General features: G+C 72.0%; 19 protein-coding genes and 1 pseudogene. 7 read left to right on the top strand and 13 right to left on the bottom strand.

Translation table 11 applies throughout. From position 1 onward, the window contains the following. Window positions 1–13: 13 nt before the first annotated feature. The gene (locus tag B5D66_RS03505) at window positions 14–751 is read right to left on the bottom strand and encodes a TetR/AcrR family transcriptional regulator (RefSeq protein ID WP_200813504.1); all 738 of its coding nucleotides are present in this window, start codon (window positions 749–751) and stop codon (window positions 14–16) included. A gap of 195 nt (window positions 752–946) precedes the next feature. On the opposite strand from B5D66_RS03505, the gene B5D66_RS03510 reads away from it, so the two are divergent. Beyond that, complete coding sequence (locus B5D66_RS03510; RefSeq protein ID WP_078760147.1) at window positions 947–1,630, top strand: class III extradiol dioxygenase subunit B-like domain-containing protein; 684 nt, start codon at window positions 947–949, stop codon at window positions 1,628–1,630. A gap of 9 nt (window positions 1,631–1,639) precedes the next feature. Here the strand turns inward: B5D66_RS03510 and miaA are convergent, their stop codons facing one another. Next, window positions 1,640–2,569, bottom strand: coding sequence for a tRNA (adenosine(37)-N6)-dimethylallyltransferase MiaA (miaA, locus tag B5D66_RS03515; protein WP_078760148.1), 930 nt, complete (start codon window positions 2,567–2,569; stop codon window positions 1,640–1,642). Window positions 2,570–2,679: 110 nt separating this feature from the next. Between miaA and dapF the strand changes: the two genes are divergently transcribed. The 3 genes from dapF (at window position 2,680) to B5D66_RS03530 (ending at window position 6,355) form a co-directional block, all read left to right on the top strand. After that, window positions 2,680–3,498: a diaminopimelate epimerase gene (gene dapF, locus B5D66_RS03520; protein ID WP_078760149.1), complete on the top strand. Its 819-nt coding sequence runs from the start codon at window positions 2,680–2,682 to the stop codon at window positions 3,496–3,498. A gap of 17 nt (window positions 3,499–3,515) precedes the next feature. After that, the gene (locus B5D66_RS03525; RefSeq protein ID WP_078760150.1) at window positions 3,516–4,499 is read left to right on the top strand and encodes an ABC transporter permease; all 984 of its coding nucleotides are present in this window, start codon (window positions 3,516–3,518) and stop codon (window positions 4,497–4,499) included. Between the two features lie 143 nt (window positions 4,500–4,642). Continuing rightward, window positions 4,643–6,355, top strand: coding sequence for an ABC transporter family substrate-binding protein (locus B5D66_RS03530; RefSeq protein ID WP_327307778.1), 1,713 nt, complete (start codon window positions 4,643–4,645; stop codon window positions 6,353–6,355). A gap of 3 nt (window positions 6,356–6,358) precedes the next feature. On the opposite strand, the gene B5D66_RS03535 is transcribed toward B5D66_RS03530, so the two are convergent. The 4 genes from B5D66_RS03535 to aceB all read right to left on the bottom strand — a co-directional run bounded on the left by B5D66_RS03535 (window position 6,359) and on the right by aceB (window position 12,167). Then, window positions 6,359–7,672 (bottom strand): (Fe-S)-binding protein, encoded by a 1,314-nt coding sequence (locus tag B5D66_RS03535; protein WP_078760151.1) that lies wholly within the window; start codon window positions 7,670–7,672, stop codon window positions 6,359–6,361. Between the two features lie 4 nt (window positions 7,673–7,676). After that, the gene (locus B5D66_RS03540) at window positions 7,677–8,948 is read right to left on the bottom strand and encodes an FAD-binding oxidoreductase (RefSeq protein ID WP_078760152.1); all 1,272 of its coding nucleotides are present in this window, start codon (window positions 8,946–8,948) and stop codon (window positions 7,677–7,679) included. A 35-nt stretch (window positions 8,949–8,983) separates the two neighbouring features. Continuing rightward, window positions 8,984–10,453, bottom strand: a complete 1,470-nt coding sequence (locus B5D66_RS03545; protein ID WP_078760153.1) for an FAD-linked oxidase C-terminal domain-containing protein — start codon at window positions 10,451–10,453, stop codon at window positions 8,984–8,986. A gap of 109 nt (window positions 10,454–10,562) precedes the next feature. Beyond that, the gene (aceB, locus tag B5D66_RS03550) at window positions 10,563–12,167 is read right to left on the bottom strand and encodes a malate synthase A (RefSeq protein ID WP_078760154.1); all 1,605 of its coding nucleotides are present in this window, start codon (window positions 12,165–12,167) and stop codon (window positions 10,563–10,565) included. A gap of 301 nt (window positions 12,168–12,468) precedes the next feature. Between aceB and hflX the strand changes: the two genes are divergently transcribed. After that, window positions 12,469–13,980, top strand: a complete 1,512-nt coding sequence (gene hflX, locus B5D66_RS03555) for a GTPase HflX (protein ID WP_144389953.1) — start codon at window positions 12,469–12,471, stop codon at window positions 13,978–13,980. Between the two features lie 261 nt (window positions 13,981–14,241). Beyond that, window positions 14,242–15,450 carry an imidazolonepropionase gene (hutI, locus tag B5D66_RS03560; RefSeq protein WP_078760156.1) on the top strand — a complete coding sequence of 403 codons (1,209 nt, stop codon included), beginning with the start codon at window positions 14,242–14,244 and terminating at the stop codon, window positions 15,448–15,450. A gap of 771 nt (window positions 15,451–16,221) precedes the next feature. On the opposite strand, the gene holA is transcribed toward hutI, so the two are convergent. From holA to B5D66_RS03585, 5 genes and pseudogenes are all read right to left on the bottom strand, one after another. Next, entirely contained in the window at window positions 16,222–17,190 is a 969-nt protein-coding gene (holA, locus tag B5D66_RS03565) for a DNA polymerase III subunit delta (RefSeq protein ID WP_078760513.1), read from the bottom strand. Window positions 17,191–17,853: 663 nt separating this feature from the next. Beyond that, a pseudogene (locus tag B5D66_RS25890) lies at window positions 17,854–19,047 on the bottom strand (ComEC/Rec2 family competence protein); the annotation flags it as partial. Window positions 19,048–19,610: 563 nt separating this feature from the next. After that, entirely contained in the window at window positions 19,611–20,639 is a 1,029-nt protein-coding gene (locus B5D66_RS25895) for a ComEA family DNA-binding protein (RefSeq protein WP_235000713.1), read from the bottom strand. Between the two features lie 126 nt (window positions 20,640–20,765). Continuing rightward, window positions 20,766–21,035 carry a 30S ribosomal protein S20 gene (gene rpsT / locus B5D66_RS03580; RefSeq protein WP_078760157.1) on the bottom strand — a complete coding sequence of 90 codons (270 nt, stop codon included), beginning with the start codon at window positions 21,033–21,035 and terminating at the stop codon, window positions 20,766–20,768. A 248-nt stretch (window positions 21,036–21,283) separates the two neighbouring features. Further along, window positions 21,284–22,300: a glycoside hydrolase family 18 protein gene (locus B5D66_RS03585; protein ID WP_235000715.1), complete on the bottom strand. Its 1,017-nt coding sequence runs from the start codon at window positions 22,298–22,300 to the stop codon at window positions 21,284–21,286. A gap of 182 nt (window positions 22,301–22,482) precedes the next feature. On the opposite strand from B5D66_RS03585, the gene lepA reads away from it, so the two are divergent. Beyond that, window positions 22,483–24,318 carry a translation elongation factor 4 gene (gene lepA / locus B5D66_RS03590; RefSeq protein ID WP_078760159.1) on the top strand — a complete coding sequence of 612 codons (1,836 nt, stop codon included), beginning with the start codon at window positions 22,483–22,485 and terminating at the stop codon, window positions 24,316–24,318. 43 nt (window positions 24,319–24,361) lie between these two features. On the opposite strand, the gene B5D66_RS03595 is transcribed toward lepA, so the two are convergent. Both B5D66_RS03595 and B5D66_RS03600 read right to left on the bottom strand, forming a co-directional pair. After that, complete coding sequence (locus B5D66_RS03595) at window positions 24,362–25,234, bottom strand: sugar ABC transporter permease (RefSeq protein ID WP_078760160.1); 873 nt, start codon at window positions 25,232–25,234, stop codon at window positions 24,362–24,364. Next, window positions 25,234–26,853 (bottom strand): ABC transporter permease subunit, encoded by a 1,620-nt coding sequence (locus B5D66_RS03600; RefSeq protein ID WP_235000716.1) that lies wholly within the window; start codon window positions 26,851–26,853, stop codon window positions 25,234–25,236. The genes B5D66_RS03595 and B5D66_RS03600 overlap by 1 nt, the downstream gene beginning before the upstream one ends. Window positions 26,854–26,857 lie beyond the last annotated feature (4 nt).

Genomic DNA, 26,857 nt, shown 5'->3' on the forward strand with positions numbered 1-26,857 from the left:
CCTCACGTATGTGTCATTCCCTGAGCTGGCGCCGGATCTCCTCACGGCACAGCCTGTCCAGCCGCGCGTACAGCGCGGCGATCGGCGGTGCCGCGGCGGCGAGCGCCGCGGGATCGCCGGGTCGTTCGAGGGCGGCCCGGACCGTCGCCTCCAGCCCGTCGGCGCGTTCCTCGATCCCCATGGAGGCCTGGTCGGGAAGGAACGGGTCGAGCATGAGGAAACCGAGCGTGGTCGCCTTCAGGGCGTACTCCTGGTGCCGGACGTCGGAATCGACGCGGACCAGGCCGTGCTCGCGCAGTATCCCCAGATGGCGGTCGAGCGTGATCACGCCCTCGTCGGTCAGTCCGCGGAGCCGTTCGTTGGAGATACGGGACAATTGGCCCAGCAGCCGGGAGTCGCCGGTGTACAACGCCCGGGCGACCGGGTCCGCGTGCAGGTCCACATACATCGCCCGGACCATGCGGCTGGGCAGGGCCTCGCCGGGGTCGTGGCGCATGGCGTTCGCCCGCGCCCCCACGATCCGCCTCTTCGCGCGCAGCAGGACGGCGAGGAAGAGCGCCTCCTTGGTCCTCCAGTGCAGGTAGACGGTTCCCTTGCCGACGTCGGCGTGCCGGGCGACCTCGTCGATGGTGACGCGCCGGTAGCCCCAGGCGACCAGCAGCTCGCTGGCGGAGTCCAGGATGCGCGCGGCCCTGCCGGCGCGCTCGGCCCCCTCGTGGACGTCCATGGCCGTCGGGCCGGTGGTCCCCACGTGCCCCACCCCCTCTGCCGTGTCCGGTGCTGACCCGATGACCAGACGCCGAAAACGGTCACACAGTCGACGCTAGGCCGGACGGCGGCACCGGACAACGCCCCCGCGGGTAAGGAAGCCGTCAAGTCCCGATAGGCCGCCCCGTCCCGTCCGCCACCCGTCACCAGGGCCGCGGACGGGCGATAACCTCGCCCTGTGCTGATCGCCGCCGCCGTGTGCCCCCACCCGCCCCTGCTCGTCCCCGAGGTCGCCCAGGGTGCCGCCGGCGAACTCGACACGGTGCGCGCCGCCTGCGACCGCGCGGTCGCAGGGCTGCTGGAGGCGGGCGCCGACCGGATCGTGGTGGTCGGCGCGGGGACGGCGACCGGATGGCATGGGCCCGAGGCCGGCGGCGACCTCACGGCCTACGGGGTAGGGGTGCGGACGGGGGGCGTCCCGACGGTGCTACCGCTGTCACTGACCCTGGGACGCTGGCTCGCCGAGCGCGCGGGCGCCACCCCCGACGCCTACGCCGAGATCGCGGGGGACGCCGGCCCACAGGAGTGCCGGGAGATGGGAAGGCGGCTGGCCGCCCAGGCCCCGCGGGTGGCCGCGCTGGTCATGGGGGACGGCAGCGCCCGGCGCGACACGACCTCCCCCGGCTACCTCGACGAACGGGCGAGGCGGTACGACACCGAGGTGGCCGACGCGCTCGCACGCGCCGACACCCGCGCGCTGGCCGGGCTGGCCCCGGAGCCGGCGCGCGAGCTGCTCGTCGCCGGCCGGCCGGCCTGGCAGGTGCTCGCGGAGGCGGCACGCGGAGCCGGGCTCAGAGGCGAACTCCTCGCCCACGAGGCTCCCTACGGCGTCGGCTACTTCGTCGCCTCGTGGAGTCGGTGAGGGAACCGTTCAGTGGGGCGTGGCGCCGGTGGCGTCCAGCACGGCCGCCAACGCCTGCTCGGTGAGGTCGGGCGCGTCGTAGGCAAGCCACACGACACGCGGGTCGCGACGGAACCACGACTCCTGACGGCGGGCGAAGCGCCGGGTGGCACGCACCGTCTCGTCCTTGGCCTCCTGCTCGCCGCACTCCCCGGACAGAAACCGCAGGATCTGGGCGTAGCCGAGGGCACGCGAGGCGGTGAACCCCTCACGCAGTCCGTGGGACTCCAACCCGCGGACCTCCTCGACCAGTCCCGCCGCCCACATGCGCTCCACGCGCAGCGCGATGCGCTCGTCGAGTTCGGGGCGGGGGACCTCCAGTCCGATCTGCACGCACGGGTAGCGCGAGACGTGCTCGGGCATCGTCGCGGTGAAGGGCCGGCCGGTCAGTTCGATGACCTCCAGCGCGCGGACCAGCCGGCGGCCGTTGCTCGGCAGGATCGCCGCCGCGGCTGCGGGATCGAGCTCGCCGAGCCGGGCGTGCAGCGCGGCCGGCCCGACCTCGGCGAGCTCGGCCTCCAGACGGGCGCGGACGGCCGGATCGGTGCCGGGAAAGTCCAGCTCGTCCAGTGCGCCGCGCACGTACAGTCCCGAACCCCCGACCAGGATCGGCGTCCGTCCCGCGGCGCGCAGGTCGTCGATCGTCGCGCGGGCCATGCGCTGGTAGGAGGCCACGTTGGCGGTCTCGGTCACCTCCCATACGTCGAGCAGGTGGTGGGGGACGCCACGTCGTTCGGCCGGGGGCAGCTTCGCGGTGCCGATGTCCATGCCCCGGTACAGCTGCATGGAGTCGGCGTTGACGACCTCGCCGGGGGCACCGGTCGCGCCGAGCCGCAACGCCAGCTCGACGCCGAGGTCGGATTTGCCCGCTGCGGTCGGCCCGACGACCGCGATCACCATCTTCACCTCTCCAGTGTGGCAGCGCGGACAGAGTGACCCGGTTCACCGAACATGTCGTCACATGGGCGGAGGGGCGGCCGGGACCACCGGCTCCTCCTAGGATGAGAGGCATGCGATTCGCCAAGGGCCATGGCACCGAGAACGACTTCGTGATCCTTCCGGATCCCGACGGGACGCTGGAACTGACCCCCGAACGGGTCGCCGCGCTGTGCGACCGCCGGGCCGGCATCGGCGCGGACGGCGTGCTGCGGGTCGTACGCACCAAGGCGCTCGGCGAGCCCCTGGCCGAGGAGGCCCGCTCGGCCGAGAACTGCGAGTGGTTCATGGACTACCGCAACGCCGACGGCAGCGTCGCCGAGATGTGCGGCAACGGGGTGCGGGTCTTCGCCCGCTACCTGCTCTCCTCGGGACTGGTCGCCGCCGACTCCTTCGGGGTGGGCACCCGCTCCGGCGCGCGTCACGTCAGGATCGAGCCCAACGGCGACGTCACGGTCGACATGGGTAACGTGACCATGTTCGGCGAGGGGACGGCGCGCCTGGCCGACGGCCCGGTCCAGGGGCTGCGGATCTCCGTGGGCAACCCCCACCTGGCCTGCCGGGTCGACCGTCCGCTCGCCGGCATCGACCTCACCACGCAGCCGTCCCTGGACGCGGGGGAGTTCCCCCAGGGCGCCAACGTCGAGGTGTTCCGCGAGTCCGGGCCGGGCGTGCTGGAGATGCGGGTCTATGAGCGCGGGGCGGGCGAGACCCGCTCGTGCGGGACCGGGATCGTCGCCGCGGCCGCCGCCGCGACGCCCGAGGGGCAGAGCGCCACGTGGCGGGTGCGGGTCCCCGGCGGCGAGTGCACCGTGGTGCTGGAGTCCGGCCGGGCCTGGTTGAGCGGTCCCGCCGTCATCGTCGCCGAAGGCGACGTCCACCTGTCGTCCTGATCCGAACGAGGAGGGGCGTGGCCGGATTCCTGCTGCGCCGGCTGGGCGGCGGTCTGCTGCTCGTGGTGGTCGTGAGCAGTTGCGCCTACCTGCTCGCGGCCTCCGCGCTGGACCCCCGCGGTAACTACGAGGGGCGTCAGCCCCCGCTTCCCGAACACGTCGTCGACACGCTCCTGGAGCGCTACAACCTCAGCGACCGTGTTCCGCTGGCCGAGCGTTACGTGACGTGGGCCGGGAACGTGCTGACCGGGGACCTCGGCCGGACCTGGGACGGCCGGCCGATCGGCGAGGAGGTGGAGCGGCGCGCGGGGGTGACCCTGCGGCTGGTCGTTCCGGGCGTGCTCGTCGGCGGCGTCACCGGGGTGCTGGTGGGGGCCTGGGCGGGGGCACGGCGCTACGGCGCGGTCGACCGGCTGTCCACGGTCGGCGCGTTCCTGGTCATCTCCACACCGGCGATCGTCATCGCGGTCTGTCTGCAGAACACGGCGTTGTGGGTGAACGACGTCGCGGGCACCGACCTGTTACGGGCGACGGGCGAGTACACCCACGCCCTGCCCGGTGACGCCTGGGACGCGGCGGTCGACCGCGCCCGCCACCTGGTGCTGCCGACCCTCACCATCGCCCTGCCGCTGGCCGCCGTCTACAGCCGTTACCAGCGGGCGTTGATGGCCGACCAGGTGGGGGCCGACCACGTCCGGACCGCGCGGGCCAAGGGGCTCACCCGCCGTTCGGCGTTGCTGCGGCACGGGCTCCGTCCGACGCTGGGATCGGCGTTCGCCTACTTCGGCTACTCCTCGGCGGCGTTGTTCACCGGGGCGGTGTTCACCGAGAAGGTGTTCGGCTGGCACGGTCTGGGCGAGTTCCTCCTCGACTCGGTCGCCAAGGGGGACGTCAACGCGGTCGCGGCGGTGTGCGCGCTCGCGGCGGCGACGCTGGTGGCCGTGGGAATTCTCGCCGACGTGGCCCGTTTCCTACTCGACCCGAGGGCCAGGGAGGTGTGAGGATCCCTGGGGGGAGGCTGGGGGATCAGCGAAGACCCCTTGACGGAGTAACATTTCCGAATTGTTCTATTAGTTACTTTAGGCCGTTCGGGTGCGGCGCGTTACCCTCGTGACGCCGGCGGCGCGACAGCGTTGGGGGACGGGTGCGAGCGGTGACGGTGCGCGGAGGCGCGGCGCTGGCGTCGGTTGTGACGCTGTTGGCGAGCCTCGTGGCCTGCGGGAACCGGCCCCAGGAACCGGAGATGGACCTCGACTCCCTCCCGGCCTCCGCGATCAACCCCCTACCGCGTGAAGAGCTCGCCGAAGGCGGAACGCTGCGCTGGGGGGTCAACGACTTCCCCGCCCAGTGGAACCCCCACCACGCCAACGGCAACCTCTCCACGGTGGCCACCGTCATGGACGGGCTGCTGCCCACCCCCTTCCGCACCGACGACAAGGGACGCGCCCATCCCGACCCCGACTACGTCGAGGAGGTCACCGTCACGACCGAACCCCGCCAGGTCGTGACGCTGAAGCTCAACCCGGAGGCCCGTTGGTCCACGGGCGATCCCATCACCTGGCGCGACTACGCGGCCATGGCCACGGCGCTGTCCGGCCGCGGCGAGGGGTACGAGATCCTGGGCGAGGCCGGATACGACCGGATCTCCGAGGTCCGCCGCGGCGCGGACGAGTTCGAGGTCGTCGTCGAGTTCGCCCGGCCGTTCGCCGAGTACGAGGCCCTCTTCTCCCACCTGCTGCCGCACGAGTACACCTCATCCCCGGCGAAGTTCAACGAGGGCTACCGCGAGACCATCCCGGTCACCGCGGGACCGTTCGAGTTCGAGGAGATCGATCCCACCGGCCAGACGATCACGGTCGTCCGCGACACGGACTGGTGGGGGGAGCCGGCCCTGCTCGACCGCATCGTCTACCGGGCCATGGCCCCCGACGCGCTCGACGCGGCCTTCCTCGACGGCGGGATCGACGCCTACGCGCCGGCCCCCGAGTCCGGCAGCTACGCCCGGGTCAGGGACGCGCGGGACAGCGAGGTCCGGGCCGCGCTCGCCCCCGACTACCGCCACATCACCCTCAACGGCCAAAGCCCGATCCTCGCCGACGTCGACGTCCGCCACGCGCTCTTCCTGGCCATCGACCGGACCGCGCTCGCCGCCGCGGCGTTCAGCTCGATCGGCTGGGAGCCGGAACCGCTCGGCAACCACTTCCTCATGCCCACCCAGGACGGTTACGTCGACAACAGCGGAGAGTGGGCCGGCCCCGACCCGCAACGCGCCGCCGAACTCCTCGAACGGGCCGGCTGGACCCTGGGCAAGGACGGCGGACAGGTCCGCGTCAAGGACGGCCGAGAGCTACGGCTCACCTTCGTGGTACCCCAGGGGTACGCGACGGCCCAGAGCGAGGCCGAGCTCGTCCAGGCGATGCTCGGCGAGGTCGGCATCGCCGTGGACATCGAGGCGGTCCCCGGCGACAGCCTGTTCTCCGAACACGTCCTTCCCGGCGACTACGACCTCGTCGCCTTCGTCAACTACGGCACCGGATTCCCGGTCTCCCCGTCCATGGCGCAGTGGAGCGACGCGGTCACCGACGACTCCGGATCACCGCTGTGGCGCTCCAACGTCGGACGGATCGGCTCGCCCGAGATCGACGCCGCCATGAACGCGGCGCTCGCGGAGTTCTCCCCCGAGGCGGCCCGGGAACGGATCAACGAGGCCGACCGGCTGTTGTGGGAGGCCGGTCACACCCTCCCGCTCTACCAGCGTCCCGAGCTGGTGGCCGTCCGCGAGGACATCGCCAACCTCGGCGCGGCCGGGTTCGCCGCACTCGACCAGGCCGATATCGGCTTCGTCAAGAACGGCTGAGCCTCACCCCGCGGCCCGGCCGACCAGCGCCGCGCGGCCCAGGCCGCGCAGCGAGGCGTCCAGCACCTGGACGGTGTGGGCCACCGAGATCGTCGCGCCGTCGCGCCGCACCGCCGAGGCGATCTGGAGCGAGCAGCCGGGGTTGCCCGCCACCAGCAGCTCGGCCCCGGTGGAGCGCACGTCCTCGCTCTTACGCCGGCCCAGGTCATCGGCTGCCTGCGGGCGCAGCAGGTTGTAGACGCCGGCCGACCCGCAGCAGACGTCGGCGTTGGGCAGGTCGGCGACCTCCAGCTCGGGGATCGCGCGCAGCAGCCGGCGCGGCTGGTCGCGCACCCCCTGGCCGTGTGCCAGGTGGCAGGCGTCGTGATAGGCGGCGCGGACGGGCAACGGGTGGCGTTCGGCCACCGGTCCCAGATCCACCAGGAACTCCGCCAGGTCCACCACCCGCCGCCCCAGCGCCTCGGCCCGCCCCACCCACTCCTGCGTGGCCCCGGCGGTCCGCAGCACATCGGCGTAGTGCTTCATCGTGCTGCCACAGCCGGCGGAGTTGACGACGATCGCCTCGACGCCGCTCCGCTCGAACACGCGGATCACCTCGCGGGCGAACCGCGCGGCCTCGGCGGCGCGCCCCGAGTGCGCCGACAGCGCGCCACAGCACCCCTGACGGCGCGGGATCACCACGTCGCACCCCTCGGTGGCCAGGACACGCGCCGTCGCCGTGTTGACCTGGGGGAACAACGCGCCCTGAACGCACCCGGTGAGCATCCCGACCACGGCGCGGCGACGCCCCCGGGCCGGGACCAGCTCGGGCAGCCGGGGAGCGGGCCGCACGGGCGGGGCGATCCGCTCCATCGCGGCCAGCGAGGGGGAGAGCCGCTCCAGCAACCCGCTGCGCCGTAGCGGCGCCGACAGGCCGCTGGCCTGGTAGGCGCGGAGCGGGCCGCGCAGCAGTTCCAGCCGGGAACGGTGCGGGAACAGGGCGAAGATCGCCGCGCGCAGCAGCCGCTCGCCGGGTCCACGCCGGTGTTCCTGTTCCACCCGGGCGCGCGTGGTCTCGATGAGGGAGTCGTAGCGTACCCCCGAGGGACAGGCGCTCACACACGCCAGGCAGCCCAGGCAACGGTCGAAGTGCTCGACGGCGGCCTGGGAGAGGACGTCCTCCTCACGCATCTGCTCCATGAGGTGGATGCGCCCGCGCGGGGAGTCCATCTCCTCGCCCCACAGCACATAGGTCGGGCAGGTCGGCAGGCAGAAGCCGCAGTGAACGCAGTCGCCCAGCAGGTCCTCGAAGGAACGCGAGGAATCGGTGTCGGTCATGATCTCAGATCCCATCGACGAAGCGGCCGGGTGACAGGAGGTTGCGGGGATCGAAGCGGTCCTTGACCGCGCGCATCAGAGGCAGTCCGGGAACCTCGCCCCACGGATCCAGGCCCGCGGCGAGCAGGTCCGCCCCCGCCCGCGGCACGGTCAGCCACCCCCGTGGAAGCGCCGCGCGCGCAGCGGAGACGGCCCCGTGGACGGCGACGGGATCGGCGTCCGCCGGAACCGCGGCGTGCACCACGCCGGCGCCGGCGGAACCCCGCACCGCGACCGGGACGCCGGCCCGTTCGGTGGCCGTCCGCAGCGTCTGTACCGCGGCGACCAGATCAGGGGGCGCGCAGGTGAGCTTCAGCAACGTGTCGCCGGCCCGGCCCGGCAGGACGCCCCAGCCCGGTGGCGCCTCCTCCGCGGCCTCGGCACCCTCCAGCAGGTCCGCGACGTCCCGCGCCCGGGCGGCGATGCCGTCCTCGGCGCCTTCCAGCAGCACCTGCACCCAGATCGGTCCCTCGACGGGCCAGTCGACCTCGACGGCGGAGGGGACGGTCTGGGAGTCCAGCAGGGCCAGGATCCAGCCCCGTGCCGTGGCGGGGTCGGTGGTGCGCGCCCACACATGGCGGGCCGCGGAGGGGACGGGGTGCAGCCGCAGCGTCACCGATGTGATCAGGCCGAGCGTGCCGAACGCTCCGGTGTGCAGCTTTCCCAGGTCATAGCCTGCGACGTTCTTCACCACGGCCCCACCGGACCTCACGGTCACCCCGTCGGCGCGCACCACCGTCATCCCGATGATCAGGTCGCGCAGCGGCCCGTACAGCGCGCGCCGGGGCCCCGACAGGCCCGTCGCCACCACGCCGCCCAGGGACGACCCCGGCACGACCGGATCCACCACCAGACGCTGCCCGGCGCGCGCCAGGACCGCGTCGAGCTCGGCCAGGCCGGCTCCCGCCTCGGCGCGCACCACCAGGTCGCCGGAGGCGTGCTCGATCCGGTTCAGGGCACCGGTGTCGACCAGCAGGTCGCACCGTCGGGGTGGACGGCCCCAATCGAGCTTGGTGCCGTTGCCGCGCGCCACCACCGTCAGCCCGTGCCGCGCCGACACGGCCAGCAGCTTGGCGACCGCCGCCGCGTCGGGCGGGGCCGCCACCAGGGCGGGGACGACCCCTCCCACGGCGTCGTCCCCGGCACCGCTGCGCAGGGGGATGGCGTCGCGCACCTCCTCGAGAACGGCCCGCGGGTCGCCTCCCCGCCGGGAGGCCGACGCGCCGGGACCGGCCATGGCTCCTTGTTCGCCGCTCACGTCCCTCCTCGGGGTCAGAACAGTTCGGCCTTACCGGAGGCCACCAGCGGGTGGACTCCGGTGCGCACTCCGGGCCGCTCCCCGCACAGCCGAGGAGTGGGCAACAGCTTCTCCGGGTTGGCGATGCCGTCGGGGTCGAAGGCGGCGCGCAACCAGGCCATCGTCTCCAGGTCCTCGGGGGTGAACATCTCCGGCATGTGGCACGCCTTGTCCACGCCGACGCCATGCTCGCCGGTGATGGAACCACCGTGCTCGATGCACAGGTCCAGGATCGCTCCGGACACCTCCGCGGCGCGCTCCGCCGCGCCCGGAAGGGAATCGTCGAACAGCACGAGCGGGTGCAGGTTGCCGTCCCCGGCGTGGAAGACGTTGGCCACCCGGATGCCCGAACGCGCCGAGAGTTCGGCGATGCGCGCCAGCACCTCGGGCAGCGCGGTGCGCGGGACGACCCCGTCCTGGACGATGTAGGCCGGACTGATGCGGCCGACCGCGGCGAACGCCGACTTGCGCCCCTTCCAGATGCGGGCGCGCTCATCGGGATCACTCGCCGAACGCAGCTCGAACGCGCCCGCCGCCCGGCACAGCGCGGCGACCTCCTCGAACTGGGCGTCGACGTCGGCGGCCGGACCGTCCAGCTCGACGATGAGCACGGCCCCCGCCCCGGAGGGGTAGCCACAGCGCACGGCGGCCTCGGCGGCCTCGATGGCCAGCGCGTCCATCATCTCGATCGCGGAGGGCAGCACGCCGGCGGCGATGATGGCGGAGACCGCGCGGCCGCCGTCGTCCATGCCGGGGAACGCCGCGAGGAGGGTGCGGACCTTCTCGGGCGCCCGCAGCAGCCGCACGGTGATCTTCGTGGCGATGCCCAGGGTCCCCTCCGAGCCGATGAACGCGCCGATCAGGTCATATCCCGGGGCCTCGGAGGCTTTGCCGCCCAGCTCCACGATCTCGCCGCGCGGGGTCACGATCTCCAGGCCGAGCACGTGGTTGACGGTGAAACCGTGCTTGAGACAGTGCGCGCCCCCGGAGTTCTCCGCGACGTTGCCCCCCACCGAGCAGACCTGCTGGCTGGAGGGGTCGGGGGCGTAGTAGTAGCCGTGCGGGGCGGCGGCCCGGGTGACGTCGAGGTTGATCACGCCGGGTTCCACCACGGCGCAGCGGGCGGCGATGTCGACCTCCAGGATCCGGCGCATCCGCGACGTCACGATGAGGACGCCGTCGGGACGCGGCAGCGCGCCCCCGGACAGGCCGGTCCCCGAACCGCGCGGCACGAAGGGGACCCCGTGGGCGGCGCACAGCCGCACGACCTCGGCCACCTGGGCCGTGGTCGTGGGCAGGACCACGACACCGGGGACGGCCGCGTGGTAGGTCAGACCGTCGCTCTCGTAGGTGCGGCGTTGGGCGATGTCGGTGATGACGCCGTCGTCGCCGCAGATGGCGCGTAACTGCGGGACGAGGGTGCCGGGATCGACTGGTGCTGACATGGGTCCGCCTTCTCGTCGAGGTGCCGCGTGGCGACGGGCGGTGGCCGGCGGCAGGACGGTCCTTCCCGCCCGAGGGGCGGCGCTAACGGTCCCGCCGCCGGCCGGTCGGTCAGGGCATCTGCTCGTAGGCGGGCAGCGTCAGGAAGTCGGCGTAGTCCTCGGCCAGCGCGACCGTCGTGAACAGCTCCCTGGCCCGCTCGTAGAGGCCGGAGTCGAACGCCGCGCCGCTCGCCTCGCGGATCGCGGCCAGCTCCTCATCGATGACCCGCTCGACCAGCTCCGGCGTGACCTTCGGGCCGTCGTCGAGGGTGACGTCGTTGTGCAGCCACTGCCAGATCTGGGAACGCGAGATCTCCGCGGTGGCGGCGTCCTCCATCAGATTGTGGATGGCCACCGCGCCGTTGCCGCCGATCCAGGCCGCGAGGTACTGCAGCGCGACGTTGACGTTCCCGCGCAGCCCGGCCTCGGTGATGCCGCCCTCGGCGCTGTCGACGGCGAGCAGGTCGCCGGCCTTCACCGTGACGTCCTCGCGGAGACGGTCGATCTGGTTGGGTCGTTCCCCCAGGACGCCGTCGAACACCTCGCGGGCGACGGGGACCAGGTCGGGGTGGGCGACCCAGGAGCCGTCGAAGCCGTCACCGGACTCGCGGGACTTGTCCTCGCGGACCTTCGCCAGCGCGCGCTCGTTGACCTCGGGGTCGCGGCGGCTGGGGATGAACGCCGCCATCCCGCCGATCGCGTGCGCGCCGCGCCGATGGCAGGTGCTCACCAGCAGCTCGGTGTAGGCGCGCATGAACGGCGCGGTCATGGTGACCGCGTTGCGCTCGGGCAGCAGGAAGCGGCGGCCACGGGTGCGGTGGGTCTTGATGATGCTGAAGAGGTAGTCCCAGCGTCCGGCGTTGAGGCCGGCGGAGTGCTCGCGCAGTTCGTAGAGGATCTCCTCCATCTCGAACGCGGCGGGGATGGTCTCGATGAGGACCGTCGCGCGGATCGTGCCACGGGGGATGCCGAGGGCCTCCTGGGCGTGGACGAAGATGTCGTTCCACAGCCGGGCCTCAAGGTGGCTCTCCATCTTGGGCAGGTAGAAATAGGGTCCCTTGCCCTTGGCGAGCTGGCGGCGCGCGCAGTGGAAGAAGTACAGCGCGAAGTCGACGATGCCGCCGGAGGCGCGCTGGCCGTCGATGAGGATGTGCTTCTCGTCGAGGTGCCAGCCGCGTGGGCGCACGACGATCGTGGCGAGCTCGGAGTCGTCCTTCAGCGTGTAGCTCTTGCCCTGGGGCGTGGTGAAGTCGATGGCGCGGTCCAGCGCGTCCTTGAGGTTGAGCTGGCCGCCGATCATGTTCTCCCACAGCGGGGTGTTGGCGTCCTCGAAGTCGGCCAGCCAGACCTTGGCGCCGGAGTTGAGCGCGTTGATCGTCATCTTGCGGTCGGTGGGGCCGGTGATCTCCACCCGGCGGTCCACGATGCCGGGGGCCGGCGGGGCGACCTTCCAGGTGGGGTCCTCGCGGATGCCCCGGGTCTCGGGCAGAAAGTCGAGGTCGGCTCCCGCGGCGATCTCCGCTTGGCGGCGCTTGCGCGCGGCGAGGAGCTCCTGGCGACGGCCCTCGAAGCGGCGGTGTAGGTCGGCGATGAGCGCGAGGGCGTCATCGGTGAGGATCTCGTCGTATCGCTCGTGCCGCGGGCCGGTGACCTCGACCCCGTTGGTGGCGCCCATGACAGTCCATACCTTCCACATAGAGAAATTTGCTTCTGTTATGTGGAATATGACGCTACTCTGCTCTTCGGGGGTGGTCAATGTTGTGACGGTGGTGGAGTGGCACCGAATTTCTTTTCAGGCGAAAGAAGATCGTTCTTTCCGCGAGAGCGGGCCGGGATATCCGTACTTCTCGCGATCCGCACAAGAGACTCGCGCCGGCGAGGGGGCTCGACCCCAGATGGAAAACCCGATGCTCGGGATTGGGTTGGCATGGGACCATCTCAGGGAAGAACTCGCGGTGGACCCGCGTTGACTCTGGATGGATATGACTACTGCTTTCAACGAACACGATCCCTTCGACGGCGCTCGGACCTACGACCCGGCCGACTCCGTCGCTGACACGGAAGTCGACGCGACACTCGCCTCCCCGTCCCACCACGTCGACGGCATCCCCGAACAGGGGCAGCTCGAACTCGAGGAGCGCTACGCGCTACGCCGCGTGGCCGGGCTCTCCACCGAGCTCGAGGACATCACCGAGGTCGAGTACCGGTCCCTGCGGCTGGAACGCGTCGTGCTCATCGGCGTATGGAGCAGCGGCACCCAACTCGACGCCGACAATTCCCTCATCGAACTCAAACAGCTCGCCGAGACCGCCGGCGCGCTGGTCCTCGACGGACTCACCCAGCGCCGCTCCAAGCCCGACCCCGCCACCTACGTCGGCAGCGGCAAGGCGGCCGAACTGCGCGACATCGTCGAGAGCAGCGGCGCCGACACCGTCATCTGCGACGGCGAGCTGACCCCCGGACAGCTCCGGCAGCTCGAAGAGGTCGTCAAGGTCAAGGTCATCGACCGCACCGCGCTGATCCTCGACATCTTCGCCCAGCACGCCCGCAGCCGCGAGGGCAAGGCGCAGGTCGAGCTCGCCCAGCTCACCTACCTCCTGCCGCGGCTGCGCGGTTGGGGTGAATCCCTGTCCCGGCAGGCCGGTGGCCGCGCCGGTGGCGGCAACGGCGGTGTGGGTCTGCGCGGCCCCGGTGAGACCAAGATCGAGACCGACCGCCGGCGCATCAACAGCAAGATGGCCAAACTGCGCCGGCAACTCGCCCAGATGGCGACCTCCCGCGAGGTCAAACGCGACCAGCGCCGCACCCGCCAGGTGCCGGCCGTGGCGATCGCCGGCTACACCAACGCGGGCAAGTCGAGCCTGCTCAACCGGCTGACCGGCGCCGGCGTGCTCGTCGAGAACGCGCTGTTCGCGACGTTGGACCCGACCGTGCGGCAGGCCCGCACCCCCGATGGCCGGGCCTTCACGCTCAGCGACACCGTCGGGTTCGTCCGCCACCTGCCCCACCAGCTGGTCGAGGCGTTCCGCTCCACCCTGGAGGAGGTCGCCGACGCCGACCTCATCCTGCACGTGGTCGACGGTTCCCACCCCGACCCCGAGCAGCAGCTGGCCGCGGTGCGCACGGTCTTCGCCGAGATCGGGGCGCAGGACGTTCCCGAGCTCATCGTCATCAACAAGACCGACGCCGCCGATCCCATCGTCCTCAAGCAGCTGCGCACCCGGGTGCCCGGCGCGGTCGAGGTGTCGGCGCGCACCGGCGCGGGGGTCGGCGAGCTCGTCCGGGCCATCTCCGAGGCGCTTCCGACCTTGGAACGCGAGGTCCGTGTCCTCGTCCCCTACGACCGTGGCGACCTGGTGTCGCGGGTCTATGAGGAGGGGCGCATCCTCCACGAGGAGTACACCGGCGAGGGGACCGCGCTGCACGCGATGGTGCCCGACGTGCTCGCCAACCTGCTGGAGGGCTTCGCCACCGCCGAGACCCGCTGAAATCCCCGGAGAACGGCGGAACACCACAGGGTGTTCCGCCGTTCACTGTTTGGGACCAGAGCTATACATCCCCTTCGTCGATGAACTACGGTGTGCTTCACCGACGCGGGGGCCGTGCGCCGTGGGCCCCGGGCGTGGCGGGCACCCCCTCCGCCCGACCATCCAACGACGAGGTCATTGATGACTGTCCACGTGTTCCGGTGCGCCGGCCTGTCTGCGGCGCTCCGGCCGTAGCGGCGCGGGCGGGCGAGCGGTGAGACGATGACGGTACAACTGCTGACGAACATCGGGCGGCTGTGGACAGGCATGGAGCTCCTCAGCAACGCCGCGGTGATTCTCCAGCACGACCGGGTCGCGTGGGTCGGCCCGGCCGCTGAGCTTCCCCAGAGCCTGCCCGGGGTCATCAACGACATCGTCGACGTCGACGAGGTCGAGAACCTCGGCGGCGGACTGGTCACCCCCGGATTCATCGACGCCCACAGCCATCCGGTCTACGCCGGCAACCGCTACGCCGAGATCGCCATGCGCGCCAGCGGCGCCTCCATGTCCGAGATCACCTCCGCGGGCGGAGGCGTCGCCTCCACCGTCACCGTCACCCGCGGGACCGACCCCTGGACCCTGTGCAACGGCGTGCGCGAACGCCTGCGGCACTGGTTGCTGAGCGGCACCACCACGGTCGAGGCCAAGACCGGCTACCACCTCACCCGTGACGGAGAGCTCGCCGACGTCCGGCTGCTGCGCTCGCTGGAGGAGGAGCCGGGCATGCCCCGCCTGCACGTCACCTTCTTCGCCGCGCACGCCGTACCTCCCGAGTACTTCGGCCGGCCCCGCGACTACGTCGACGCCGTGGCCTCCTGGCTGGGTGACGCGGCTCAGGCCGGAGCCGACGGGGTGGACGTCTTCTGCGACAGCCAGCAGTTCACCCCCGAGGACGCGCGTTGGCTGCTGTCCATCGGCCGCTCGGTCGGACTCCAGACCCGCATGCACGCCTGCTCCCGGCCCCGACACGGGGCCGTTCGCATGGCGGCCGACCTTCAGTGCTCATCGGTGGATCTGCTGCACGAGACCGACGAGGACGACGTCTTGGCGCTCGCCAAGACCGGCACCCCCGTGGTCATCTGTCCCACCACGTCACTGCACGAACGGCGCACGCCGCCCGTGCGCGCCCTGCTGGACCACGGCGTCCCGGTGGCCCTCGGCACCGATCACAATCCGGCCCAGTCCGGGTCCACCTCGCTGCCGCTCGCGGTGTGCATGGCCATCGCCATGTTCGACATGAGCGTTCTGGAGGCGCTGCGGGCGGCGACCGTCGGCGGCGCCATCGCGTTGGGGGCCGCGGACCGAGGGGTGCTCGCTCCCGGTCGCTACGCCGACATGGTCCAGTGGGACGCCGACCACGAGGGCGCCTTCGCGTGGGCCTACGGACTCAAGGCGCTGCGCGTGTGGCGCGGCGGCGAGTCCATCAGATAGCCTCCCGTCCGCCTGACGCGGTGCCGCCCCTCCGGGGGCGGGGACACGGGCAGGCCCGGCGCGCTCGCCACGAGGACCACCGCCTGTCCGGACCGGCCTGTGGCCCGGCCTTGCTCAGACCGCTTCTGCCGCGCCCCGGGAGCGCGCTGGACGCGCCGTGCGACGGCGTCTCTCCCCGTGGCTCCCGGCACGGTCCGGATTCCGCCGGTGGTCGGGGACAACCCGGCGCAACGTGGCCCGCTTCTCCAACTCGCCGTCGGGGACGGCGACGGAAGCCGACCACAACCGGTGGATCGGTCCGGGACAGTCGGGGGCTCATACACCACAGGACAGGTTCGGCCGTGCCGCGTCACAGCCGCAGACCGCCGAGGCCATGGGGCGCCGCGGCGGAGGAGACCGGGGAGTCACCACGGCGTGGAGCGTCGGCCGCTCGCGGCGGGACCGTCACGACTTCGACCGCGGGCGAGGAAAACCGACGGGGCCCGCCGCCCGGTCAGCGCGTGGACCGGGCGGAGCGGATCGACGTCCTCGCCGATCCTCCCGCGCCCTCCGTCACCCGCCCGGTCCCAGCAGACTCCCAACGGCGCGACGCCCCCTTGTGGAAGGCGTGGTCGCCCCGTCCAGGGGGAGGCAGAGGGGGCGTGTGAGGACGGTGCGCCCGGGGCCGTCCGGCCTCAGGGACCTGGCGGGACGAGCGCGCGAAGAGGCCCCCTCGCCGGTCCTCGGACACGGGAGGGCCGGCGAACGGTAGCGGTACGCGGCGAAACCGGCTCAGCGCTGTGCCCGGGCCGTGGCGATCCCGATCACGGCGCGCTCCAGCGCATAGGCGGGGTCGCGGCCGGCGCCCTTGATCAGCGCGTCGGTCTCGGCGACCACCTCAAGCGCGCGTGCCACCCCCTGGGGGGTCCAGCCCCGTGCCTGCTGGCGCAGTGTCTTCAACTTCCACGGCGGCACCTTGGCGCGCTTGGCCAGTTCGGCGTCGTTCACGCCGCGCGGTGGCTGCGCCACGACGGCCAGCCCGCGCACGGCGCCGGCCAGCGCGCTGTTGATCAGCACGGGCGCGGTTCCGACCGACAAGGACCAGCGCAACTGCTCCAGGGCGTCGGAGAGGCGGCCCTCGACGGCCCGGTCGGCGACGGTGAAGCCCGAGGCCTCGGCCCGGCCGGTGTGGTAGCGGGCGACCGCCTTGACATCCACCCGGCCCTCGGTGTCGGCGACGAGCTGGGTGCAGGCCGCCGCGAGTTCACGCAGGTCGTTGCCGACCGCGTCGAGGAGGGCCTGCGCGGCGTCGGCGGTGATCTGACGTCCGGCCCGCGAGAACTCCCCCTTGACGAACTGGAGCCGTTCGGTGGCCTTGGTCGGTTTGGCGCAGGTGACGCGGGCCGCGCCGGCCTTGACCGCGGCCTCCAGCAGCGCCTTCCCCTTCGCGCCGCCCGCGTGCACCAGCACGAGGACGACGTCGTCGGCGGGGTCCTTCAGATAACCGGTGACCTCGCCGGCGAGGTCCTTGGTGAGGTCGTGGACCGAGCGGAGGATCACCACACGGCGCTCCCCGAACAGGGAGGGGGAGGTCACCTCGGCCAGTTTGCCCGGACCGACCTGGGAGGGCAGGAGGTCGTGGACAACCACCTCAGGGTCCTCGGCGCGGGCCATCGCCACGATCTCGGCGACGGCCCGGTCCACAAGAAGCTCCTCGTCGCCCACGACGACGGTCAGCGGGGAAACGGCGGCGGAGGTCATACAAGCAGCATGCCATGTCCGGCGACGGTCCGGGCGGAGAGGCGGCGGATGCCGCGGGGGACGCGCGCGACGTTGCGCGGAGGAGGTGCGGTGGGCCACGGCGGGGCCGGGCAGGACCGCGATGTCACCGTGCAGGTCGGTGCGGTAGGACGCGGGCGTCAGCGAGGTCAGCAGTCGCCAGGTCGCGGGATCGGGATGGCCATAGGGGTTGCCGGCCCCCACCGAGGTGAGGGTCAGCCGGGGAGCGGCAGCGGTCAGGAAGGCGGGTTCCTGAGTGCGCGCGCCGTGGTGCGGGGTCTTCAGCACGTCCACGCCACGGATCGCCGGATCGCCGAGCAGGGCGCGCTGGGCGGACTCCTCGATGTCGCCGGTGAGCAGCGCGCGCAGGGGAGTCCCGCTCCGACCGGGTGGGGACAGACGCGCCAGGAGCACCACACTCGCGTCGTTGGAGCCGACGGAACCGGCGTTCCCCCCGTCCCGCGAACGGGGCCACAGGACCTCCAGCGTCCAGCCGGCCTCGGTGAAGCGCCGGCCCGAGGTGACGGTGGTCAACGGGATGGAGGCCGCGGCGAGTGCGTCCGACGCGGCGTCGTTGTCGAAGCCCGGGGGGACGAGGGCCGTACCCACCCGGCGTCCGTCCAGCACGCCGTCGAGCCCTCCGACGTGATCGGTGTCGCCGTGGGTGAGCACGAGCAGGGGGACTTCGCGTACGCGCAGGTCGCGAAGGCAGCGGTCGACCGCCGCGGGGTCGGCCCCGGCGTCGACGACGATGCCCCGTCCCGTTCCGGCGGACAGCACCAGGGCGTCCCCCTGCCCGACGTCGCAGGCGACCAGGGCCCAGCCCGCCGGCGGCCAGGCCGGGGCCAGGCACTGGAGCGGCAGCACGGTGACGGCCACCGTCGCCGCGGCGGCGGAGAGCAACCGGCGCGTCCGGCCCCGCGTCGACAGCAGCACCACGGTGACGCCGGCCAGCGCCAACGCGCCGTACAGGTCGTCGCGCCACGGCAGCGCACCGCCCGGGACGCGGGCGGCGGCGGTGGCGACCGCGTTGATCCAGGCCACGGCCATCCCCGGGAGCCACACCGCGACCGCGGCCAGGGGAGGGGCCGCCAACGCCAACGCGGCCACCAGGAAACCGCCGACGGTGGCGACCGCCACCAGTGGCCCCACGGCCAGATTCGCCGGGACCGCGATCCAGCTCACCTCGGCGGACACCACGGCGAGCAGGGGGAGACAGGCCACGTGCGCGGCGAGGGTCACCGCCAGCGCGTCGGCCGACCACGCGGGCAACCGGTCCGACCAGCGTTCCCGCCACCGTGGCGCGAGCACCACGATGCCGCCCGTCGCCAGCACCGACAACGCGAATCCGGGGGAGCGCGCCAACGCCGGATCGAACAGGACGAGGCCGATCACCGCGGCCGCCAGCGCGCGGGCCCCGTCGCGCTCGCGCTCCAACGCCAGGGCCACCAGGGCGATCGCCCCCATGAACGCGGCGCGAAGGACGCTGGGTTCGGGCCGGGCCACCAGGACGAACACGGCGATCATGAGGGCGGAGGCGCCCACCGTGCACCAACGGGGCAGCCGCAGCGTCCGGGAGAGGGCCAGCGCGGCGCCGGTCAGCACCGCCAGGTTCGCGCCGGACACGGTGAGCAGGTGGGTCATCCCGGCGGCCTCGAAGTGCGCCCTGGTGGTGGGCGGCACCTGGGAGACGTCACCGACGACGAGAGCGGGCAGCAGCCCGCGCTCGGGCTCGGGCAGGACCGACGCCGCCGCGCGGAGCCGGGCGCGGGCGGAGGCCGCGACCTCCTGCGCGGAGGAGGGAGGAGCGACCTGACGGGGCGGGCCGTGCACCGCCATCAGGGCGGCGACCAGCTCGCCGCGGTCGGCCGGCAGGAAACGCGCCTGCGCCCGGACCCGCTGGCTCGGCACCAGACGGGCCCAACGCGGCCCCGAGACCAACAGGACGACCGGTACGCGGCTGGACACCCGCCGGCCCGCCACGCTCACCCAGGTGGTCCGGGCCTCGACGACGTAGGACCCTCCCCGGACGGGGGGACCGCCGGTCCGGGGACGGGGATCGAGGGTGACCACGGCCTCGAACTCGGCCCTGCCCTCGCGGGCCGCCAGGGCCGTCACCGGACTGCCGCCGACCGCGCTGAGACGTCCGGCCACGGCGAGCGCCCCACCGGCCGAGCACAGCAGCGTGACGGCGACGAGGGCCGCGGGGGCCTCCACCGCCGGCCGGCGCAACGCGGGGACGCACGAGCCCACCGCCGCGATGAGGAGAAGACCGACGGACGCGGCCACGCCGGGGGAACAACCCGACAGAAGCAGGGTGACCAGCCAGACCGCCGCGGCGGGGACGCACAGGCGCAGATCGGAGGGACCGGAGCGGTCGGGGGCGTCGGTACCGAGCGGGATCACGGTGGGCCGTCCACCCGCACGAGCGGACCGAGCTCGTCGAAGCGGCGCTCGCCGATGCCGGTGACCTCGCGTAGCTGTTCGACCGAGGTGAAGCCGCCGTTGGCGGCCCGGTACTCGGCGATGCGCCCGGCCAGGACGGGCCCCACGCCGGGGAGCGCGTCCAGTTGCTCGACGGTGGCGGTGTTCAGGTCGATGGGGGCGTCGGCGGGAGAGCCCGGGACCCCGGACACGGCGCCCACCCCGGAGGGGAGCGCGCCCGGGGAGGGGGTGACGCCGACCAGGACCTGTTCGCCGTCGGTGAGCGGCCGGGCGAGGTTCAGCAGTCCGGTGTCGGTGCCGGGCAGGGGGCCGCCCGCGGCCTCGATGGCGTCGGTGACCCGGGCACCGGAGGGCAGGGAGACGACCCCCGGCTCGTTGACCTCGCCACCGACGTGGACGGTGACCCGGCCGGAGGGGTGAAGCGGGCCGGGGGAGTCGAGCCGGTCCCGGGTCGGGGAGGGGGCCGCGGGCTCGATCGAGGCCGCCGCGGGGACCGGATGGGGGTCGGCCCGCGCCTGGAGCATGAACCACCCGGTGACCAGCGCGGCGAGCACGCAGACCGCGGACACGGCCCAGACCCCGGGGCGGCCGAAGCGGGGTCCCTCGGTCGCCAAGGGGGAGAGGAGCCGGGCGAGCCGGTGGAAGACTCCGGTGAGTGAGGCGGGGGGAGGGGCCTCGGTGTAACCGGGAGGCGGATGCCCGAAGGGACGCCGCCACGACGGCAGGGTGTAGGGCGGGGCGGGGAGGAGGGGGACGGGCGGGGAGACGTCGGTGTCGCTCTCGCCGCCCTCGGCCGGGGCCCTCGTGCGTGGTGGGGGCGTGACGCCGGGGGAGCCGGGGACGGTCGGCGAGGCCGACGGAGCCTGGTGCGGGGAGGGGAGGGAGCCCGGCCCCCGCGAGTCGGGCGACCCGGTGAGGGCGCGCAACCGCTGTTCGGCGGTACCCGAGGTGTCGTGCCCCGAGGAGGAACGGAAGAACAGTGCCATGCCGATCACGCTAAGTGAGCGGCCGGCCCCCCGTCAGGCGGCGATATCCCCCTGTGGACAGAAGCCGTCCCGGAGACGACGGAAGGCCGCCCCGAAGGGGACGGCCTTCCGTGGGATGACGCTGGGTCAGCCGGCCTGCACCTTGTTCAGGCGCGCGGCGATCGCGCTCTTGCGGTTCGCGGCCTGGTTCTTGTGGATGACGCCCTTGCTGACGGCCTTGTCGAGCTGGCGGGCGGCGGCCCGCTGGAGGACGACGGCCTCGTCGACGTTCCCGGCCTCGGCGGCTTCGCGGAACTTGCGGATGGCCGTCTTCAGGGACGACTTCACCGCCTTGTTGCGCAGACGGGCCTTCTCGTTCTGCCGGTTGCGCTTCTTCTGCGACTTGATGTTCGCCATGCGAAAACGTGCTCCAGTTACTTAAGATCATGCGCCGATCACGAGAGAGCGCGGACGCGTGGGCAGCCGTTCCACGGCCGGCTCAGCAACGCATCGACGTAGGTGTGTGAGTCCTAAGGGCTCATAACCGAACGTGGAACGTCCGAGACACGGACTTCCATTATGCCCGTCCGGCGGGACCACTCCGTACCGGCCCACCGCGACACCGACATGGGGTACCCGCCCGCGCGCCCTGCGCCTCACCGACGTCACGGGGCGGCGGGCGTGAACCAGCCGTCACGGTAGGCGTCCCACTGCCGGTCGGTGGCCTCGAAGTCCACGTAGATGGCCACGCCGGCGCCCTCGCGCGGCTCCGTGAGGCGTTCGGACATCCCCAGGCGCACGGCGCGCGTCGCGGTCTCCATGGTCTCGGCCTCGGGGTCGCGCATGACGTGCTCGTCGTCGTAGGCCGGCACCCCCATGAGCAGCCCGACGTCCTCGGGAACGGCGTCCAGGGCCATCCGCGTCTGGTGGACGACGTAACCACCGTAGAGCCGTTCCATCGGCATGCCGGTGTCGTAGGTCATGATCGCGACCTGGTCCACCAACTCGGCGACACGGGTCAGGTAGCCGGTGGACCAGTACTTGTCCCGGCCCACGACCGCCTTGGCGAGCAGCCGGAAGCCGGGAATGGGCTCGATCTGGGCGACCGCGCTGGACAGCCAGGCCTCCTCGCCGATCGCGGCCCGGGTCTCCTCCAGCAGGCTCAGGAAGTTCCAGTCGCCGCTCGACAGGGGCTCGAAGTTGTAGTGGACGCCGTCGAAGCCGATCTCCATCACGGTGCGGGCCGCGGCGACGACGTTGGCCCGGGTCTCCTCCTCGGCGAGTTCCAGCCGCCCCTCGCGGGCGCTGCGCTCCGGGACGAGCTGGCCCAGCCAGGCCGAGACCCGGACCTCGGGCAGCTCCTCGTGCACCCGGTCCACGAAGTCGGCCGCGGTCGGGTGGAGCTCCGGATCGAGGGTGCCGTCCTCGGCCAGGGGGCCGGTGTGCACGTAGAGATCCCTGATGCCGCTGTTGGAGACCCGTTCGGCGAGCGCCCGGAACTCCGCCTCGCCGTTGCGGCCGTCGACCCAGGCGTGGCCCAGCCAGATCGCGTCGTCGCCGCCCGAGCGCGCCCACTCGGCGGGCTCGCCCTGGTACTGCATCCCCAGCAGGGCTCCCGCCCCCACCGCGACCACCACCAGCGTGGCCAGCGCGGCCAGGACTCGTTGCAGGAACCATTTCACCGGGGGCCTCCCGAAGTGACATAGGCTGACGAGGGTCTCCACCATGGCACATCCGCGTGATCACCGGGGAAGTCCCCGGCGGCCCGCGCGCTGCCGCATGAGACCATGGAGAGACGACGCCCCCGTCCGCGCCGACGGCGCGCCGCCAGCCCTGACCACCTCGAGAACGTGAACGGACCACGGTGCCACAGCCAACCCGGACCGATCCCGCGCTGATCCGAAACTTCTGCATCATCGCGCACATCGACCATGGCAAGTCGACACTGGCCGACCGGATGCTGCAGTTGACCGGGGTCGTCGAGGATCGCCAGATGCGCGCGCAATACCTCGACCGCATGGACATCGAGCGCGAGCGCGGTATCACGATCAAGTCGCAGGCGGTACGGCTTCCCTTCACCGCCCTCGACGACGTGACCTACGTGCTCAACCTGATCGACACCCCCGGCCACGTCGACTTCAGCTACGAGGTCTCCCGTTCCCTCGCCGCCTGCGAGGGCGCCATCCTGCTGGTCGACGCCGCCCAGGGCATCGAGGCCCAGACGCTGGCCAACCTCTACCTGGCGCTGGAGAACGATCTCGCGATCATCCCGGTGCTCAACAAGATCGACCTTCCCGCGGCCCAGCCCGAGAAGTACGCCGCCGAGCTGGCCAACATCATCGGCTGCGACCCCTCCGAGGTCCTCAAGGTCAGCGCCAAGACCGGAGAGGGCGTCGAGGAGCTGCTCAACGAGATCGTCCGGCGCATCCCGCCGCCGGTCGGCGACCCCGACGCCCCGGCGCGCGCGCTCATCTTCGACTCGGTCTACGACACCTACCGGGGCGTCGTCACCTACGTGCGCGTCGTCGACGGCCGGCTCGACACCCGCGAGCGCATCGCGATGATGTCCACGCGCGCCACCCACGAGACGCTGGAGGTCGGCGTCATCTCCCCCGAGCCCACCAAGGTCGAGGGCCTGGGGGTGGGCGAGGTCGGTTACCTCATCACCGGGGTCAAGGACGTCCGCCAGTCGCGTGTCGGTGACACCGTCACCTCGGCGAGCAACGGGGCCGAGGAGATGCTGTCGGGTTACCGCGACCCCAAACCCATGGTGTTCTCCGGCCTGTACCCGATCGAGGGCACCGATTACCCCGTGCTGCGCGACGCCCTGGAGAAGCTCCAGCTCAACGACGCCGCGCTGGTGTTCGAGCCCGAGACGTCGGCGGCCCTGGGGTTCGGGTTCCGCTGTGGTTTCCTGGGGCTGCTGCACCTGGAGATCACCCGCGACCGGTTGGAGCGGGAGTTCAACCTCGACCTCATCTCCACCGCGCCCAACGTGGTCTACCAGGTGGTCATGGAGGACCGCACCGAGCACACGGTCACCAACCCCAGCGAGTTCCCCGAGGGCAAGATCGCCGAGGTCCGCGAACCGGTGGTCAAGGCGACCCTGCTGACCCCCTCCGACTACGTCGGTCAGATCATGGAGCTGTGCCAGGGCCGCCGCGGCGTCCTCCAGGGGATGGACTACCTGTCCGAGGACCGCGTGGAGATGCGCTACACGCTGCCGCTCGCGGAGATCGTGTTCGACTTCTTCGACCAGCTCAAGTCGCGTACCAAGGGATATGCGTCGCTGGACTACGAGCCCTCCGGCGAGCAGGCGGCCGACCTCGTCAAGGTCGACATCCTGCTCCAGGGCGAGACCGTGGACGCCTTCTCCGCCATCGTGCACAAGGACAAGGCCTACGCCTACGGCGTCGAGATGACCAAGAAGCTGCGCGAGCTCATCCCGCGGCAGCAGTTCGAGGTCCCGGTGCAGGCCGCGATCGGGTCGCGGGTCATCGCCCGCGAGAACATCCGCGCCATCCGCAAGGACGTGCTCTCCAAGTGCTACGGCGGTGACATCAGCCGTAAGCGCAAGCTGCTGGAGAAGCAGAAGGAGGGCAAGAAGCGCATGAAGATGGTCGGACGGGTCGAGGTGCCGCAGGAGGCGTTCATCTCCGCGCTGTCCACCGAGAGCGGAGAGAAGGACAAGAAGAAGTAGCGAGACGGCGGGGCGGCCTCGGGGAGGCCGCCCCGCCGTGGGTCTAGCCCTTGACGGCGCCGCTGGTCAGGCCCTCGACGATGAAGCGCTGGAGGAACCAGAACACCGCCATCGTCGGCAGGGAGATGAGCAGGGTGCCCGCGGCGAAGATGCCGAAGTTGGCGTTGCGCTCGCCCGAGATCAGCCCGTACAGCCCCAGGGCGACCGTCTTGGACTCCGGGTCGCGCAGGAACACGCTGGCGATGAGGAACTCGTTGATGGTGCTGATGAACACCAGGAGTCCCACGATCGCGAGCACCGGCGCCACCAACGGCAACATGATCCGGAAGAAGACCTGGGCGTGGGTGGCCCCGTCGACCCGCGCCGATTCGTCGAGCTCCCGGGGAACGGTGTCGAAGAACCCCTTCATCAGCCAGGTGTTCACGCTCAACGCGCCGCCGAGGTAGACCAGCATCAGTCCCCAGGGGGTGTCGAACCCCACCTCGGGCCAGTACTCGGTGATGTCGGTGAACATCAGGTAGATCGCCACGATCGCCAGGAACTGCGGGAACATCTGCACCAGCAGCAGACCGAACAGGCCGGTGCGCCGGCCGATGAAGCGGAACCGGCTGAAGGCGTAGGCGGCGAGCGCGCACAGGAACACCGTGCCCGCCGCGTTGGCCAGCGAGATCAGGATCGAGTTGAGGTACCAGGACCCGAACGGGGTATCGCTGAACAACCGTTCCAGGTTGGCCGTGCTGACCCCCTGGGGGACCAGGCTGCTGGAGCTGAGCGTGCCCAGGGGGTTCAGCGCGGCCGACACCACGAACAGCACCGGGAAGAGCGCGAACACCAACGCGACCACCAGCAGCAGGTGACGCCATCCGGTCAGCCGCGCCCAGCGCGTCACCCGGGCGCCCATCGTCGTCGCGGTCATCAGTGGGTCTCCTCCAAGCTCCTGCTCCGCCTCAGGCTCACCACGGAGATGACGGCCACGATGAGGAAGATGAAGACCGAGATCGCCGAGGCGTAGCCGTACTGCGCGCCCTGGCCGCCGAAGGCGAGCCGATAGGTGTAGGTGATGAGCAGGTCGGTACCGCCCACCATCGGATTGTCGGGCGGGAACGGGCCGCCGCCCGTCATCAGGTAGACGGCGTTGAAGTTGTTGAAGTTGAACGAGAAGGTCGACACCAGGATCGGCGTCAGCGCCACCATCAACAGCGGGAGCGTGACGTGCCGGAACGACTGCCAGGCGCCGGCGCCGTCCAGCCGGGCGGCCTGGGTGAGCTCGCGCGGAATCGACTGCAGCGCCCCGGTGGCGACGAGGAAGAGGTAGGGATAGCCCAGCCAGGCGTTGACCACCAGCAACGCCAGGCGCGCCGTCCACTCCCCGCCCAGCCAGTCGACGTCGAGGCCGAGCAGCCGGTTGACCAGGCCGAAGTCGGCGTTGAACATGTCGCGCCACAGCAGCAGCATCGCGAAGGAGGGCATCGCGTAGGGCAGGACCAGCAGGACGCGGTACACCCTGCGCCCACGCAACCGGTCGGTGTGCATGAGCAGGGCCAGCCCCAGTCCGAGGACGAACACGAGCAGGACCGTCCCCGCGGCGAAGGCGAGGTTCCACAGCAGGATGCCGAAGAAGGGGCCGCTCACCGACGGGTTGGTGAGCACCTTGGCGAAGTTGTCCCAGCCGACGTCGACACGCCAGCCCTGCGGGAGGCGTTCGCCGGACTCGTCGAGGAAGACGCCCCGCTCGTCGTCGGCGGTGAAGCGGGCGCCGGTGGCGGCGTCCACGATGCAGTCGCAGTCGGCGTCGTAGGCGCGGGTGGCGTCGCCTTCATAGGCGCTGGACAGGCCGCTGGAGCGGATGCCGGAGCCGTCGCCGCTGGGAACGGCGAAGGCGGTGATCTCGGCGCTGCGCGCGCTCACCTCCGCGGCACCGAGGAGGGTGTAGCCCTCGGCCTCGGTGATCCGGCCCGAGGGGTCGGTGGTGACGGCGTCCGGCGCGAGCTCGGTGAGCCCGTCGGCGTCGCCGGCCTGGACCCGGCCCTCGGGGTCGGTCAGCAGGAAGACCAGGTCGCCGGTCGCGGGGTCGCCCACGGCGGCGACGGTGAGGCGGTAGTCGACGGAGTCGGCGGCGCGCACCACCGATGACGCCTCGATCGAGGCGATGGCCTCCTCCTTGCTGCCGCGGTGCCCGTCGCCGAAGTTGGTGATCGAGGTGCTGACCGTGTACAGCACCGGCAGGATCTGGAAGGCGACCAGCAGCAGCGTGCCCGGGACGAGGTACTTGGCGGGGATGGCGCGGGGGGACAGGTAGACGTAGAACAGGAGCGTGGTGACCGCGGCCACCACGCCGATCCCGATCCAGTTGCCCGCGGAGTACAGCGGAAACGCGGCCCACACCGCCAGGGCGGTGGTGAGGCCGAGCATGCCGATCTTCACCATCTGCCCGGCCAGCGATCCGGAGCGGGGGGCCAGGGCGCCTCCGGGGAGCGGGGGGCGCGCGGGCGCCCCGCCTGGGGCGCCCGCGCCGTTACGTCGGTCGGCGAACACGGAC

It is taken from the genome of Marinactinospora thermotolerans DSM 45154 (assembly GCF_900167435.1).
Classification (GTDB): domain Bacteria; phylum Actinomycetota; class Actinomycetes; order Streptosporangiales; family Streptosporangiaceae; genus Marinactinospora; species Marinactinospora thermotolerans.

What these genes read in the sequence shown, in the direction of transcription:
- rpsT (WP_078760157.1), bottom strand. Translation starts at nt 21,035, where the DNA reads ATGGCGAACATCAAGTCGCAGAAGAAGCGCAACCGGCAGAACGAGAAG.
- B5D66_RS03540 (WP_078760152.1), bottom strand. Translation starts at nt 8,948, where the DNA reads ATGGCCGGTCCCGGCGCGTCGGCCTCCCGGCGGGGAGGCGACCCGCGG.
- B5D66_RS25895 (WP_235000713.1), bottom strand. Translation starts at nt 20,639, where the DNA reads ATGGCACTGTTCTTCCGTTCCTCCTCGGGGCACGACACCTCGGGTACC.
- B5D66_RS03595 (WP_078760160.1), bottom strand. Translation starts at nt 25,234, where the DNA reads ATGACCGCGACGACGATGGGCGCCCGGGTGACGCGCTGGGCGCGGCTG.
- aceB (WP_078760154.1), bottom strand. Translation starts at nt 12,167, where the DNA reads ATGGGCGCCACCAACGGGGTCGAGGTCACCGGCCCGCGGCACGAGCGA.
- hflX (WP_144389953.1), top strand. Translation starts at nt 12,469, where the DNA reads ATGGATATGACTACTGCTTTCAACGAACACGATCCCTTCGACGGCGCT.
- hutI (WP_078760156.1), top strand. Translation starts at nt 14,242, where the DNA reads ATGACGGTACAACTGCTGACGAACATCGGGCGGCTGTGGACAGGCATG.
- B5D66_RS03535 (WP_078760151.1), bottom strand. Translation starts at nt 7,672, where the DNA reads ATGACCGACACCGATTCCTCGCGTTCCTTCGAGGACCTGCTGGGCGAC.
- dapF (WP_078760149.1), top strand. Translation starts at nt 2,680, where the DNA reads ATGCGATTCGCCAAGGGCCATGGCACCGAGAACGACTTCGTGATCCTT.
- holA (WP_078760513.1), bottom strand. Translation starts at nt 17,190, where the DNA reads ATGACCTCCGCCGCCGTTTCCCCGCTGACCGTCGTCGTGGGCGACGAG.
- miaA (WP_078760148.1), bottom strand. Translation starts at nt 2,569, where the DNA reads ATGGTGATCGCGGTCGTCGGGCCGACCGCAGCGGGCAAATCCGACCTC.
- B5D66_RS03545 (WP_078760153.1), bottom strand. Translation starts at nt 10,453, where the DNA reads ATGTCAGCACCAGTCGATCCCGGCACCCTCGTCCCGCAGTTACGCGCC.